Raw genomic sequence first — 13,885 nt, 5'->3', positions numbered from 1 at the left:
CGCATTGTAACAAAGGCCGTCTGAAAATTCAGACGGCCTTGCCGGTTTTAACTTTTACCGGCGTTTCGTTCCGTTTTGACGGCCATACCGTTTTCACTCTGCCGAAGCCGCACTTTCAGACGGCTTATCCTGTGGCAAAATAAACTTAAATGGAAGGAGGAGTCTTGTATCTACCGGCTTCCCGTCCCGTATGGTAGGAAGATAAATTCCCAGCAATGCCGCCTTGCGGGCAGCCCTCTCCAACCTGATGGGCCTGTTTTCCATTTGGGAATCAGACAGGACTGTTGCCGAATCGATCTTCCCTTCCGGCGAGATATGCACCGCTATGCGGACAGTCCCCTCCTCGCCCTCATCGGCCGATGCGGCAGGATAGTGCGGAGCCGGCAGGACATAGGCCTTGCCCGCGCGGTTGTCGCCCGGGCCGTAAAACCAATAAACATATTCGGCATAAGATTTCACCGGTTTGCAGACTGTTTGCCCATCCTCTGCCATTTCACACGATTTCGGCGGCGTAAACTGCGGCTGCCCCGCATCGGCAACGGCCTGCCTGCGCAATGCCGGATTGCCCGACTTCCCTTCCTGCCACACGCGGCGTTTTACCCTGCCCTTCTCGTCTATATCGAGCAGCATGACCAGTTCTCCGCCCGCCGCGCCGTCCTGGGTCGGCAATATTTTCAATACGGGCAGCTGAACACGATCGCGTTTCCGCAACTGCTGCGCCGTATCGGCCGCCTGCACGCTGTATGCCGAGAGGGCGGACAAAACAAAAATCGGAAAATATTTCTTCATAAACAAACACCTTGAACTTTTTTCTATTCAAATGTAACGAAAGCGGCAGTCCAAGCCCGATTCCGCTTTAAACCGCCTCCCCCCACAAATAACGGCGGACAAACCGGCCTTTTTCAAACACGAAGGTAACGCCGAAAGGTGCGCCGTCCGCCCCCAATGAGGCATAGAGATAAACGGTTCCGCTGTCCGGGCGGTAATAGGCTTCCCAAGTATGCCAAAAATTGCCCGCTTGCGGGTTGGCGGCATAAACGGGATGAAACAGCCCCTGCAACTGGGTAGCGGGTACGGGGCGGCCGTTCAGCGTGATGCTTGCAGGCACGAAGACTTCGTCGGGAATCATGTTGTCCGTACCATAGAAAGGATGGCCCCGATAGCGGCGGGCCGTATACCCCTGCTTGTCGATGCCGGAAAAATCGGCTTTGTTCGGCTTGAAACGGGCGGCGGTAATGCGGATGGTTTGCCCTGCGGCGGACAACGTTATGCCGTCCGAACCGTTGTGCCGCAACCGAAGGGGGACAAAGCCGCCGCCGCGTTTGGGGAAAACCAATCGGCTGTGATGGACGAAGCCGCCTTCAGACGGCGTTTGCAGCCTCGCGTCGCAAAACTGCGCGCCGCCGTCGCCTGCTTCGTCGGAAAGGCAATAAATCGGCGTACCGTTGGGCAGCTTGGCCAATACTTTACTTTTCAAGTCGGGACGGGCGCGCAGGTTGGCATGGCCGTCCGGGTCGGCCACTACGGCCAAGCCTTCCGGCTGCGCCGCAACACTCAAAAGGGGGACAAATAGTAAAACCATGCAGAAACGGCGCATGACAAATTCCTCAGATGTTATGTCGCAATAAAAAAACGAAGGAGGCCGTCTGAAAAAACAATACTCTGCTTTTCAGACGGCCTCTGCTTGCAGGCTGCGAATACCTTTATCCTTGGTACGGGTTTTCCACTCCGGCCACCAAGGCGGCAAGGTATTCGCGCAGCTGTTCCTCTCCGCAGCCCATCAGCAGGGCATCCTCAAACGCATCTTGCGCCAGCTGGAAGAGTTCGGTCATGTTTTCGTTCATGACTTTGATTTTTTCGGTGCAGGAAACGATGCTGCCGTCGTCGCCGTACCATTTCGGCATGTCGGGCATGGCCATATTTCAGACTCCTCTATCCTTATGGTTTATCTGGTAAAACGACCTGAATCGTAGCGTTTCACCCTGCGGGCGGTAACGTATTTGCTGTTCCAGTATTTGTTGCCCAGGCTGGTGATTTCGATGCTTTTGCCGGTGCGCGGGGCATGGATGAAGCGGTTGTTGCCGATGTAGAGGCCGACGTGCGAGATGCGCCCGCGCGAAGTGCTGAAAAACACCATGTCGCCCGGCTGGAGTTCGCTGCGGCTGACCGCAACACCCATTTTCGCCTGCTCTGCCGATGTGCGGGGCAGGTTGATTTGCATGGTTTTGCGGAAAATGTGCTGCATGAAGCCGCTGCAGTCGAAACCGCTGCTGACGGACGATCCGCCAAAACGGTAGCTGACGCCGAGTAATCCCATCGCGTTACCGATCAATTCGTCTGCTTCGCGGCGGGAAAGGGCTGCGGTACGTTTTGAAGAAGATTGGCTTGAGGCAGGCTCGGAGAATTCCACTTTTGGAGAAGGAACAGGAGGTGCCTTTGCTTCCTGCCGCCGTTCTTTTTCCGACTGTTGTTTGACCAGTGCCTGCATGCCGTCTTCGTCATAAGGCTGAGGGGGGGCAGCCGGAGGCGGCGGGGCTGGCGGAGCCTCTCGATGTACAGTTTCTTGGCGGGCGGTTTCCCTTCTTGCCGCCTCGTGGCGTTCCGCTTCTTTTTTCGCGGCCTCCTGCTTTTTCAGGGTTTCCTGTCTGGCGGCATCGGCATTTTTGTCCTTTTGTTTGCCGTCTTTCTTTTGATTTTCTTGGTTTCTGCCGCCTGTTTGTGCTGCTTGTTTGTTTTCTTTTTTATCTTTGCCAGCTTCTTTTTTATTTTTACTGTCTTTATTATCTTTTTTTTCTTTGCTGTTTTTGGCAGCCTCTTTTGGGGTTTCTTTTTTGGCGTTGTTCTTTTCTTTTTCCTGTTTTTTGCCGCCTTTGGCATTGTCTTTTTTGCTGTTTTCCGACTTTGCCCCGTCTTTCTTTTTATCGTCTTTTTTCTTGTCGGCCGGCTCTTTTTTGGCGTTGTCTTTTTTAGCTGCGTCTTTTTTGACGGTTTCTTTTTTGGCCGTTTTCTTATTGTCGGCGTAGGCGGCGGGAAGGGTTGCCATCAATAGGGCAAACACCGTAAAGAAGTAGGTAAGGATTTGTTTCAAATGGGTCATGCTGTTGTTTCGCTTGCTTGTCGGCCCTGCTCTCCGGCAGCCTGCCGACGGTGTTGGTAACCATTTTTTTTCAGACGGCCTCCTGTGCCGTCCGCGCGCAAAAATATGCTATGCTGGGCATCTGTCGAGCCGAAAGATACCACATAACCGCCATGATGATACCAACTTTACTCGCTATGCGCGATTTTTCGCGGCTGCGCGAAATCATTGCCATTTTGACCAAACACGGCCTGGGCGAGTTTGTGCAGCGTATCAAATTGTCGGGCAAAACTCCGTCTGAAAACCCCGATGCGGACAGCCGCTACATCCCTACGCCGCGCCGTTTCCGCCTGGCTTTCGAGGAACTGGGGCCGACGTTTGTCAAGCTGGGGCAGATTTTGTCCACGCGGGTGGACATTTTCAATGCCGAGTGGATAGAGGAATTCGAACAGCTGCAATGCAACGTCGCGCCGATTGCCACGGAAGACATCGGCGCGTTGATTGAGGCACGGCTCGGCCGGTCGATGGACGAAGTGTTTGCCGAGTTAGACGGCAAACCGGTCGGCAGCGCGTCCATCGCACAGGTGCACGGCGCGGTTTTGCGCAACGGCGAACGGGTGGCGGTTAAAATCAAGCGGCCGGACATTGAAAAAAGCATACGCGCGGATTTGCGTATTTTGAACCATCTGGCAGCCCTCATCGAAACGGAAATCCCCGAAACCCGCCGCTACCGGCCGGTTCAGATGGTTCAGTATTTTGCCCGCAGCCTGGCCAGGGAAACCGATTTGTCGTTCGAACTGCGCTATATGCAACGTTTCGCCAATGCCTTTTCCGGCCATCCTTTCGTCCACATTCCCAAGGTCTATGCCGAGTATTCCAACCGCCAGATTCTAGTGCAGGAATATGTCGGCGGCACCCTCCTGCGCCATGCCGATATCGACCGGATGCCGTCTGAAACCCGCGCCATGCTGGCACGGCGCATTACCGACACCTTGTTTGCCATGATTTTGCAGCAAGGCTTCTTTCATGCCGACCCGCACCCCGGCAACATCTTCATCCGCGACGACGGGCGGATCAGCCTGATTGATTTCGGCCTGGTCGGCCACCTTTCCGCCCCGAGGCGGCACGAAATCCTTTCCCTCATCAAAGCCCTGGCGGAGCGCGACCCGTTTACCATGCAATATGTGCTGGGCAACTGGGCGCAGGGCGAACTGCCCGACGAAAACCTGCTGGGTGCCGACGTGCTGGAAATGCTGTTGAACTACGAAAACACGCCCGTCAGCGACTTACGCATCAGCCAAGTCATCAACGACATCACCCAAATCATGCGCGGCCACGGCCTGACGCTGCCCGCCGATTTGGTGATGCTGTTCAAAACCCTGATTACCCTCGAAGGCGTGGTCAAACGGCTGGACGGCTCGACCGAGTTGCTGGAACAGGCCAAACCCATCGTACTGGCCGAACTGAAACGCCTCGCCTCGCCCGACTACATCGTACGGAAAAGCCGCAGGCAGCTGAACACCCTGCTGCAAACCGCCGACGAACTGCCGCAAACCCTCATCCGCCTGTCGCGGCGGCTGCAAAAAGGACAATTCAGCCTCGACCTCGACCTCAAACGGCTGGACGACCTCAGCCACCAGCTCGACCGCGCCACCAACCGCCTGACCATGGGCATCGTTACCGCCGCCTTGATTATCGGCTCCTCCATCGTCATGAGCGTGGACAACGCCCCAGGCTTCCTCGGCCTGACCGGCTACCTGCTGGCCTTTGCCAACAGCCTGTGGATTATCTGGTCCATCTGGCGTTCGGGCAGGCACTAAGCGCGCGAACACCCATCACAAACCGTTCAAACCGGTTTTTCAGGCGGCCTCCATGTAAACAAGCATCAAAAAACATCAAATCCTGCAAACGGCATTTTAAATCCACCCCCCTTGCCGCATATTGCCGCCCTGTACACACCTAAACAAAGGAAAAAACATGCTGGCCACCATCCTTATCGGTTTCGTCATCGGCGTTCTGGCGAAATTCCTCTATCCCGGCCGCGACAAACTCGGCTTCATCTTCACCACCCTGCTCGGCATCGGCGGCTCGGTGCTCGGCAGCTGGGCAGGACAGACGCTCGGCTGGTACGGGCCGGGCCAACCCGCAGGCTGGATTGTCTCCACCATTGCGGCCGTCGCCATCCTTGCCGTTTACAGCCGCCTGAACGGGAAACGCTAAACCGCAAAAAGGCCGTCTGAAAGACCGCTTCCGGCAGAATCGGAACACCGGGCCTCCCAAAACGGATTGTTCAGACGGCCTCTTCGCCATTATTTTGAATAAACAAAGTAAAACCTTCGCATTTTCAAGACTTACTGTTACAATCCGCATCCTTATTCACCAACCCACACATAGGAACGACACCATGCAACATGATGTTTACGACTATACCAACCCGGCCATGGGCGTGCAGCGCAACAGCGTTTTGCGCAAAACCTACGGCCTCTTGGCAGTGTCCTTCATCCCCTGTGCGCTGGGCGCATTCGCCGCTGCCGCCACGGGCTTCAACCTCTTCAGCCTCACCGGCAACCGCTGGGCGGGCATCATCGCCTTCTTCGCCTTCTTCTACGGCATGGTTTTCCTGATTGAGAAAAACCGCTACAGCAACGTGGGCGCAGGCCTTTTGATGGTTTTCACCTTCGGCATGGGCGCGCTGATTTCCCCGCTGCTGCAATACAGCCTGAGCATTCCCGGCGGCGCGAACCTCGTCGCCACCGCAGCCCTGATGACTGCGGCGGTATTCGGCGTCATGTCGGTGATGGCGCGAAAAGCCAACGTTGACACCAACGCCCTCGGCCGCTTCCTCTCCGTCGGCGGCGTCATCCTGATGATTGCCGTGGTGGCCAACCTGTTCCTGCAAATGCCTGTCTTCGGACTGGCCATTGCCGGCGCATTCGTCTTCTTCAGCTCGCTGGTCATCATGTGGCAAGTGCGCACCGTCATCGAAGGCGGCGAAGACAGCCACATCAGCGCGGCACTGACCATCTTCATCTCACTGTACAACATCTTCCAAAGCCTGTTGCACATCCTGCTTTCACTGGCCGGCAACGACGATTAAGCCGTACACAGGATAAGATGCTCGAGAGGCCGTCTGAAAACGGAAAACCATTTCAGACGGCCTTTTCATTTCCAACTCGGATACGGACGCAAACGGCATCAGCCATTCAGAAATTCCGCCAAGACTGCGGCCATATCATCGCACCCCGCATCAACCGCCATATTCCGTCCTGCCAAAGCATTTCCGCTATAATCGCCGCCGGCCGGTGTTTTCAGACGGCCTCTATCCCCCTCCCATCGATACCGCCATGAAAATAGCCCCCCTGCTCCTGCTGCTTTTACCCTTCCACGCCGTATCCGAAACCGTGCACGTTCCCGCACCGGTTTCATTCGACCGACTGCCGGAAACACCCATCAGCCCCGAGCCGCCGCCCCAACCCGCACCGCCCGCCGCCGTCCTTACCGACGACAACGGCAGCACCCCGGAAGCGCAAATCAGCCGCGCACTGACCGAACAAGACTGGCCGCGCCTGACAAAACTGCTGCAAAAATACCAAACCCTGCCCGCGCGCGACCCCGTCCTCCACGACTACGCACTCGGCGCGCTCCGCCGCGCCCAACTCCGCCATGACGAAGCCGTCGCACTGTATCGCGGCATTTTGGCGCAACAGCCGGACTTGGCCTATCCGCGCTTCGATTTGGGCGTCATGCTGTTTGAAAACAAACAATACCGCGAAGCGGCGGCGGAACTGCAACGCGCCAAACCCGGTCTGCAGTCAGACATGCAGGCACTGGCCGACCGTTATCTGACAGCCATCAAAAAAGAACAAGGCTGGCAGCCCGAAATTTCCCTGCAATACGCCGCCACCGACAATGTAAACAATGCTTCCGAAGCCGAAATCATCGAATGGGACGGCAGGCAATGGCGGAAAACCGCCGACAGCCTGCCCCAAAGCGCGCACGGTATCCGCTACGGATTGGGCGTATCGCGCGAAATCAACTTGGGCGGCCGCCACTTCGCCGCAGGCCGTCTGAACGGCGACGGCGTACATTATTGGGACCGCCGCGAATACAACGAGCAGAGCATCCACCTTGCCGCAGGCTACAAAAACCGCTCCGTAACGCGCTCGTTCGGCATCCTGCCCTTTATCGAATACAACCGGCTCGGCGGCGAACCTTACAACCAAGTATTCGGCGCACAGGCCGACTTTTCAGGCCGTCTGAACGACAAATGGCGCATCGCGCTTAACGCGGGCCATATCTGGAAACGCTATCGCGAAGAACGTACGGCGGCACGCTACGACGGCCACATGCCGTCGGCGGGCGCGACCCTGATATATGCCGCGCCGAAAAACTGGCTGCTGTTCGGCGGCGCGGACTGGTCGCACGACATCACGCGCGAAGCGGAACAGGCTTCCGTGCGCAAAGGCGTTCGGCTGGGCGTGTTCAAAACCTTTTCAGACGGCCTCGGCCTGCGCGCCAATCTGCGCTACTCCCGCCGTATTTTCGACGCGCCCGGCACGCTGGTCTACCGATTTGTGCGCAAAGACCGCGAATATCAGGCCGGCGCATCCGTCTGGCACGAAAAATTGTCGTGGAAAGGCTTGGTGCCGCGCCTGAACCTGCAATACCTGAAAGTGGACAGCAATATGGGCGGCTTCTATTCGCGGCGGAATATGCAATGGTTTGTCAGCGTGGAGAAACAGTTTTAAACGTACCCGGCACACCGAACACACGGCAGGTTCTCCAACGCACGAGACAGCAGCCGCACAGGAAAGCAGGCATAAAAAGGCCGTCTGAAAAGTTGTCGCCGCACCGCAGCCACACTTTCAGACGGCCTTTTCTATCGCCATCGTATTTAAAACGCTTCGCCTACCTGAACGCCGCCGGCCAAATCCCTGACGCCCGACAGTTGCTCCGTCAGCATACGGGCGTGCCGGAAGGCTTCGGTTTGCAGCACGGCCTGCGCCTGCGCGGGCGTCAGCCCATTGGCCATGTATTGCCAACGCGCCGCCAACTGCGGATTGTCGGGCGCGACAAAATCGCGGCGCAGTTCGTCCACCAAATCCGGCCGGTTGCAAACCAGCGCGATGTCGCAGCCGGCACGGAATGCCGCCTGTGCCCGCTGCGCGATGCCGCCTGCGGCAGCCGCGCCTTCCATGGTCAAATCATCGGAAAAAATCACACCGTCGAATTTGAGCTGGCCGCGCAGAATGTCTTGTAGCCAAACGGGTGAAAAGCCGGCAGGGCGGCTGTCGATTTGTCCGTACACCACGTGGGCGGGCATAACGGCGGCCATGCCTGCGGCAGACAGGGCGGCAAACGGACGCAGGTCGTCAGCCTGCAATTCGTCCAAGCTGCGTGAGTCGTGCGGCAGGGTCAGATGGCTGTCGCCACCGACGAAGCCGTGGCCGGGAAAATGTTTGCCGCAGGATTTCATGCCGCCGCGTTTCAGGCCGCGCTGTAATGCCAACGCCAATTCAATCACCACGTTGGCATCTTTGTGGAAGCTGCGGTTGCCGATAACGGCGCAATTTCCCCAGTCCAAATCCAATACCGGTGTAAACGACAAATCGATGCCGCAGGCGGCCAGTTCGGCAGCCAACACCCAACCGACCGTTTCCGCCCGTTCTGTGGCGGCTTCCGCCCCTTGTCCGTCCCACATTTCGCCCAATACGCGCATGGCGGGCAGGCGGGTAAAACCCGTGATAAACCGTTGCACGCGTCCGCCTTCGTGATCGACGGCCACAATCAGGGTCGGTTGGCGCAGGGCTTTGATTTCCTGCACGAGCAGGGTCAGCTGTTCTCTATCTTGGAAATTTCGGCGGAACAGAATCACGCCGCCGATGGCGGGATCAAGCAGGCGTTCTTTTTCTTCGTCGGTGAGTCGGAAGAATTCAACATCGGCCATCACGGGGCCGCGCGGCAGGGTTTTCGGCATCATGGTTTTCGGAGTATGAAAGATTTTTCAGACGGCCTGGAGACCGTCTGAAACGGGTGGTCGGATGGTTATTGCAGGTTGAGCGCGAGGAACAGGGTGTTCTCGCCGCGCTGGACGAGCAGCGGGATATTGTTGCCCGCTTTTTCCAACGCGCCCCGTATCGAGACTTCGTCCGTTACCGGATTTTGGCCGACGGACAGGATGTAGTCGCCGCGCTTCAGTCCGGCCTGGGCCGCCACTTTGTCGGCACGTAGTACCAACAGGCGGTGTTTGTCGCCCGTGATCTGTTCGGCCAGCGTCAGTCCGATGTTGTCGAGGGTGAAACTTTGGTTTTGCAGATTGGCACCGTCGCCGCCGCCGGTATGGCCGCTTCGGCTGCCGTTGTTTTTATCGGCATTGTCGAGCAGGATTTTCTGTTCGATGACTTCGCCGTTGCGCCAGACTTGGAGCGTAATTTCCTTGCCGGGGGCAATGGAGCCGACCATGACGGGCAGGTCGTTGGAGGCGCGCACTTCTTCGCCGTTCACGCTGAGGACGACGTCGCCCTGCTTCAATCCGGCCTGTGCCGCAGGACCGTCGGGCATCACTTGGGTAATCAGCGCGCCCATCGGTTTGCTGAGGCCGAAAGATTTGGCCAGGTTGTAATTGACTTCCTGAATGATGACGCCCAGCCGTCCGCGCTGCACTTTACCCGTGGTGCGGAGTTGGTCGGCCACATTCATGGCGACATCAATCGGAATGGCGAAGGAAATGCCCATAAAGCCGCCGCTGCGGCTGTAAATTTGGGAGTTGATGCCGACCACCTGTCCGTTTAGGTTGAACAGCGGGCCGCCCGAGTTGCCCGGATTGATGGCGACGTCGGTTTGGATAAAAGGGGTGTAGTTTTCATTCGGCAGGCTGCGGCCTTTGGCTGAAACAATGCCGGCCGTGATGCTGTTTTCAAATCCGAACGGCGCACCGATGGCGGCTACCCATTCGCCGATGCGGAGGGTTTTGACATCGCCGATTTTCACTGTCGGCAGGCCTTCGGCTTCGATTTTCAGCAAGGCGACATCTGATTGAGCATCCGAACCGATGAGTTTGGCACTGAATTCGCGCTTGTCGTTCAATGTCACTTTGATGCTGTTCATGCCGGCCACCACGTGGGCGTTCGTCAGGATGTAGCCGTTTGCGCTGATAATGAAGCCGGAACCGAAATTCTGGTCTTTATCTTCATCGGGGTCTTGCAGTTGCGGGGCGTTGGGCACTAGGCGTTTGAAGAAGTCGTAAAACGGATCGTCTTCGGGGAAAGGACTGTGGTCGGTTTGGTCGGCATTATTTTCGGTTTGTTTGGTTGCCTGGATGTTGACTACGGTCGCGCCTTCCTGCTCCATAAGCTTGGTAAAGTCGGGTAGCAGCATATCGACTTTCCCTTGGCCGGTCTGTGCCTCGACCGGCTTGGCAAAAACCTGCTCTTGCGGTTTGACTGCCGGAACATCATTGTTTTTTTCTTCTTTACCGCACGCGGTCAATGCCAACAATATGGCAGCGGTAAGGGCGAGATATTTGTGGGGGCTATTCACGTTTTACTTCCAATTATCCATAGGGGGAAAACGGCAAAATTTTAACGGATTTACGGGTATTCTTCCAGAATATGTAATCAAAGGCCGTCTGAAAACGGATTGTTTTTTCAGACGGCCTTTTGCCGTTACAGGTTTAATGTCAGAACAGGTTGTCCATGTCGGTTGTCTGCCGCTTGGGTGCCGGCTTGGCGGGCTTGTCTGCTTTAGGGGCAGGCTTGTTAACCGGCTCTACCGCGGATTCGCTGTTTTTAGGACGTTTGTTGATCGGCTCCAACGGTACTTCACCGCTGTTTGAAGATCGATTTATCGGCTCCAACGGCTTTTCTTGATTAGGCGATAGTTTTTCCTGCTTAATCTGATCGTCTTTGACTTTGTTGTCTTTCGCTTTCGGTTTGTTATTGGCCGGAGGGGTAACGGCTTCAACCGCCGAATCATCAGGCGCATCCGGCTTGGAGGCAGGTTCGTTTTTCGGCGCCTGCGGTACCAGCGGGTTGCCGTTATTGGCCGGGGCCACAGCTGATGCACCATTCGGCGACCAAACTTCTACTGTATTTTGCTGCTGAACAGGCTGACTCTGCGGCGGCTGCGGACGTTGCAACTCCAGCCAAACATTGATCAGTAATGCCGCTACGGCAACGGCGAGGAGAAAGATAAAGAACCAGAACAATTTGCCGATGCTTAAAAAACTTTTCTTTTTAACCGGCTGATTTTCTGATGAGTTTTCTTCGTTCATTCAGGTTTCCTTTTAATGCGGATAAAACCGTCTTTCAGGACGGTTGAAACTATATAAAGTTCGTAGAAAAGCAGGCTGCAAAACTGAGCAGCCTGCATCCGAATAGTATTTCCTTGCACGATTCAAATATCGTTTGACGCTATGCTTAATTATTCGGCATATAACTCTGATAAAGGGTAACAACTTTTTGCACACCGGCCGTTGTGCTGACCCTCTGTGTAACCGCCGCCTGCTCTTCAGGTGTCAAAATACCCATGACGTAAGTAACGCCGTCATAAGTAACGATTTTCACCCGACCGGGATAAACGCCGTTCACACCCAACATCACGGTTTTTACTTTTGTCGTACTCCAAGTATCGGCAGAAATATTGCCAAACGAACGAACTTGAGGAGCGATTTCGATATAGTTGTATACGGCCTGTGCAGACTGTTCGGAACGGGCCACTTGTTCAACAAAACGACGTTCATCCTCTGTAGCAACCTTGCCCAAAAGTAAAATATGCCGATTGTAGCTGACAATACTCAAATTTGGATTGTAGCCTTCCAAATTATTATTCTGTTTCAGATAGGAAATAGCGGTATTCTTAATCCTCATCTCCATAATCTGATCGTCAGCCTGAGCACCCGTAGTGCGACGATCAATCACGGAAGAAGTACCGGCAGCCGCACCACCGATAAGTGCTACAGCGCAACCACTCAGAAAAAAGGCTGTCAAAACAGTAGCCGACAATATTTTTATTTTGGCCATATTCGGAATCATAAGGTATCCTTTCGAAAACAGGCAGTTTGCGGACAAACTGCCTAGTTATTAACGGTCGTATTGTAGCGGGTATTAGGCATTATGCGTAGGGCTATATATACGAAATTTCACCTCACTTAAAGGAAAAGCGTCTACTTTATCAAAACTGAAATAGAGAAAGGCCGTCTGAAAATATTAACTTCATCGAAGTAAAAATATTTTTCAGACGGCCTCTAACATATACAGCCTGTTATGCTTCAAAATCGGCTCATTTAAAGCAACTCACCCCGCAAAGAGAATGTAAATGCTTCCGTAATCTTGATTTCAACCATTTGATTGATCAATTCGGGATTACCGACAAAATTTACCACACGGTTATTGGCCGTTCTAGCCTGCAACTGCTCCGGATCCTTTTTGGACACACCTTCAACCAAACAACGCTGCACCGTACCAACCATGGTTTGATTGATACGTGCCGTTTCAGCCTCGATAACTTCGTTTAATGCCTCCAGCCGACGCACTTTTTCTTCATGAGGAGTATCATCATGCAGATTGGCCGCCGGCGTTCCGGGACGCGGACTGTAAATAAATACAAAGCTTAAATCGAAAGCAATGTCTTTAACCAATTTCAACGTTTGCTCAAATTCCCGCTCAGTTTCACCTGGAAATCCAACAATAAAATCAGAACTCAAGCACAAATCCGGACGAATTGCACGCAACTTTCGAATAATCGACTTGTATTCCAAAGCCGTATAGCCTCGCTTCATTGCACTTAATACACGATCTGAACCACTTTGAATTGGCAAATGCAGATGGGAAACCAACTTGGGCAAATCGCGGTAACATTCAATGATCGCATCAGAAAATTCCCTTGGATGACTGGTCGTAAAACGAAGACGTTCAATCCCGGGAATTTCATGCACAATTCTCAGCAAAGTAGCAAAATCACATACCTCGCCATCATCCATCAATCCGCGATAAGCATTAACGTTCTGCCCCAAGAGATTGATTTCCTTTACACCTTGCTGTGCCAAACCGGCAATTTCCGTCAATACATCATTCAAGGGGCGGGAAAATTCCTCGCCTCGAGTATACGGTACTACACAAAAAGAACAATATTTCGAACAACCTTCCATAATAGAAATGAAAGCAGACCCACCATCAACTCTCGCCGGTGGTAAATGATCAAATTTTTCAATTTCGGGAAAAGAAATATCAACTTGAGGAAGGCCTGTTTCCTTCTTATCATCAATCAGGCGCGGCAAACGGTGAAGTGTTTGCGGACCAAACACTATATCTACAAACGGTGCGCGTTTTACGATTGCTTCACCTTCCTGGGAAGCTACACAGCCCGCGACACCGATAATCAAATCTGGTTTTTTATCTTTTAACGGGCGTACTCGCCCCAAATCTGAAAATACTTTTTCTTGCGCCTTTTCACGCACCGAACAAGTATTAAAAAGGATAATATCTGCTTCATCAGGTTCTGCAACCTGCTCTATACCGCCATGCTCTTCCTCTAAAACAGATAACATTTTTTCGCTGTCATATTCATTCATCTGACAACCGAACGTACGTATAAAAACTTTCTTCATGGTTTGCATCTTTCAGGAGACCCGTAATCGCGGGACTGATTTTTATAAATCTATAATTATAACTCGTTTACCGAAAAACAAAATAAAACAGTACCGCATTATAAAAAGGGGCTGTACTAGATTAGCAGATATGTTACCCTCGAAATATGAAGATAACACACTGCAAATTAAAGAAAAAAGTACAGAAAGAACTGCTCCGGTTT

General features: G+C 53.9%; 13 protein-coding genes and 1 pseudogene. 5 read left to right on the top strand and 9 right to left on the bottom strand.

Translation table 11 applies throughout. From position 1 onward, the window contains the following. Positions 1-93 precede the first annotated feature (93 nt). The 4 genes from ACTHSL_RS06505 to ACTHSL_RS06490 form a co-directional block, all read right to left on the bottom strand. Complete coding sequence (locus tag ACTHSL_RS06505) at positions 94-789, bottom strand: energy transducer TonB (RefSeq protein ID WP_440380790.1); 696 nt, start codon at positions 787-789, stop codon at positions 94-96. 67 nt (positions 790-856) lie between these two features. After that, positions 857-1,597: an SH3 domain-containing protein gene (locus ACTHSL_RS06500; protein ID WP_440380789.1), complete on the bottom strand. Its 741-nt coding sequence runs from the start codon at positions 1,595-1,597 to the stop codon at positions 857-859. A gap of 106 nt (positions 1,598-1,703) precedes the next feature. Continuing rightward, positions 1,704-1,919 (bottom strand): hypothetical protein, encoded by a 216-nt coding sequence (locus ACTHSL_RS06495; RefSeq protein ID WP_003772629.1) that lies wholly within the window; start codon positions 1,917-1,919, stop codon positions 1,704-1,706. Between the two features lie 26 nt (positions 1,920-1,945). After that, a complete protein-coding gene (locus ACTHSL_RS06490; RefSeq protein WP_440380815.1) occupies positions 1,946-2,488 on the bottom strand; it encodes a C40 family peptidase in 543 nt (180 codons plus the stop codon). 761 nt (positions 2,489-3,249) lie between these two features. Here ACTHSL_RS06490 and ACTHSL_RS06485 point away from each other — a divergent pair. The 4 genes from ACTHSL_RS06485 to ACTHSL_RS06470 all read left to right on the top strand — a co-directional run bounded on the left by ACTHSL_RS06485 (position 3,250) and on the right by ACTHSL_RS06470 (position 7,824). Continuing rightward, complete coding sequence (locus tag ACTHSL_RS06485) at positions 3,250-4,896, top strand: ABC1 kinase family protein (RefSeq protein ID WP_440380814.1); 1,647 nt, start codon at positions 3,250-3,252, stop codon at positions 4,894-4,896. 157 nt (positions 4,897-5,053) lie between these two features. After that, on the top strand, positions 5,054-5,296 hold the full coding sequence (locus ACTHSL_RS06480; RefSeq protein WP_074897454.1) for a GlsB/YeaQ/YmgE family stress response membrane protein: 243 nt from the start codon (positions 5,054-5,056) through the stop codon (positions 5,294-5,296). 184 nt (positions 5,297-5,480) lie between these two features. Further along, complete coding sequence (locus ACTHSL_RS06475) at positions 5,481-6,173, top strand: Bax inhibitor-1 family protein (RefSeq protein WP_107994015.1); 693 nt, start codon at positions 5,481-5,483, stop codon at positions 6,171-6,173. Between the two features lie 247 nt (positions 6,174-6,420). Next, positions 6,421-7,824, top strand: a complete 1,404-nt coding sequence (locus tag ACTHSL_RS06470; RefSeq protein ID WP_440380788.1) for a surface lipoprotein assembly modifier — start codon at positions 6,421-6,423, stop codon at positions 7,822-7,824. Positions 7,825-7,970: 146 nt separating this feature from the next. Here the strand turns inward: ACTHSL_RS06470 and nagZ are convergent, their stop codons facing one another. The 5 genes from nagZ to miaB all read right to left on the bottom strand — a co-directional run bounded on the left by nagZ (position 7,971) and on the right by miaB (position 13,682). Further along, complete coding sequence (gene nagZ / locus ACTHSL_RS06465; protein WP_440380813.1) at positions 7,971-9,053, bottom strand: beta-N-acetylhexosaminidase; 1,083 nt, start codon at positions 9,051-9,053, stop codon at positions 7,971-7,973. 68 nt (positions 9,054-9,121) lie between these two features. Further along, the gene (locus ACTHSL_RS06460) at positions 9,122-10,615 is read right to left on the bottom strand and encodes a DegQ family serine endoprotease (protein WP_440380787.1); all 1,494 of its coding nucleotides are present in this window, start codon (positions 10,613-10,615) and stop codon (positions 9,122-9,124) included. A gap of 139 nt (positions 10,616-10,754) precedes the next feature. Beyond that, a complete protein-coding gene (locus ACTHSL_RS06455) occupies positions 10,755-11,348 on the bottom strand; it encodes a hypothetical protein (RefSeq protein ID WP_440380786.1) in 594 nt (197 codons plus the stop codon). Between the two features lie 145 nt (positions 11,349-11,493). Further along, positions 11,494-12,108, bottom strand: coding sequence for a BON domain-containing protein (locus ACTHSL_RS06450; protein ID WP_440380785.1), 615 nt, complete (start codon positions 12,106-12,108; stop codon positions 11,494-11,496). Positions 12,109-12,359: 251 nt separating this feature from the next. Beyond that, positions 12,360-13,682 (bottom strand): tRNA (N6-isopentenyl adenosine(37)-C2)-methylthiotransferase MiaB, encoded by a 1,323-nt coding sequence (miaB, locus tag ACTHSL_RS06445; RefSeq protein ID WP_049248933.1) that lies wholly within the window; start codon positions 13,680-13,682, stop codon positions 12,360-12,362. Here miaB and ACTHSL_RS06440 point away from each other — a divergent pair. Further along, positions 13,681-13,885, top strand: a pseudogene (locus ACTHSL_RS06440) (hypothetical protein); the annotation flags it as partial. The gene miaB and the pseudogene ACTHSL_RS06440 overlap by 2 nt on opposite strands.

It is taken from the genome of Neisseria sp. P0008.S010, from assembly GCF_051962715.1.
GTDB lineage: Bacteria > Pseudomonadota > Gammaproteobacteria > Burkholderiales > Neisseriaceae > Neisseria > Neisseria elongata.
The sequence above is the reverse complement of the archived record's forward strand: the minus strand, read 5'-3'. Positions and strand labels throughout refer to the sequence as shown.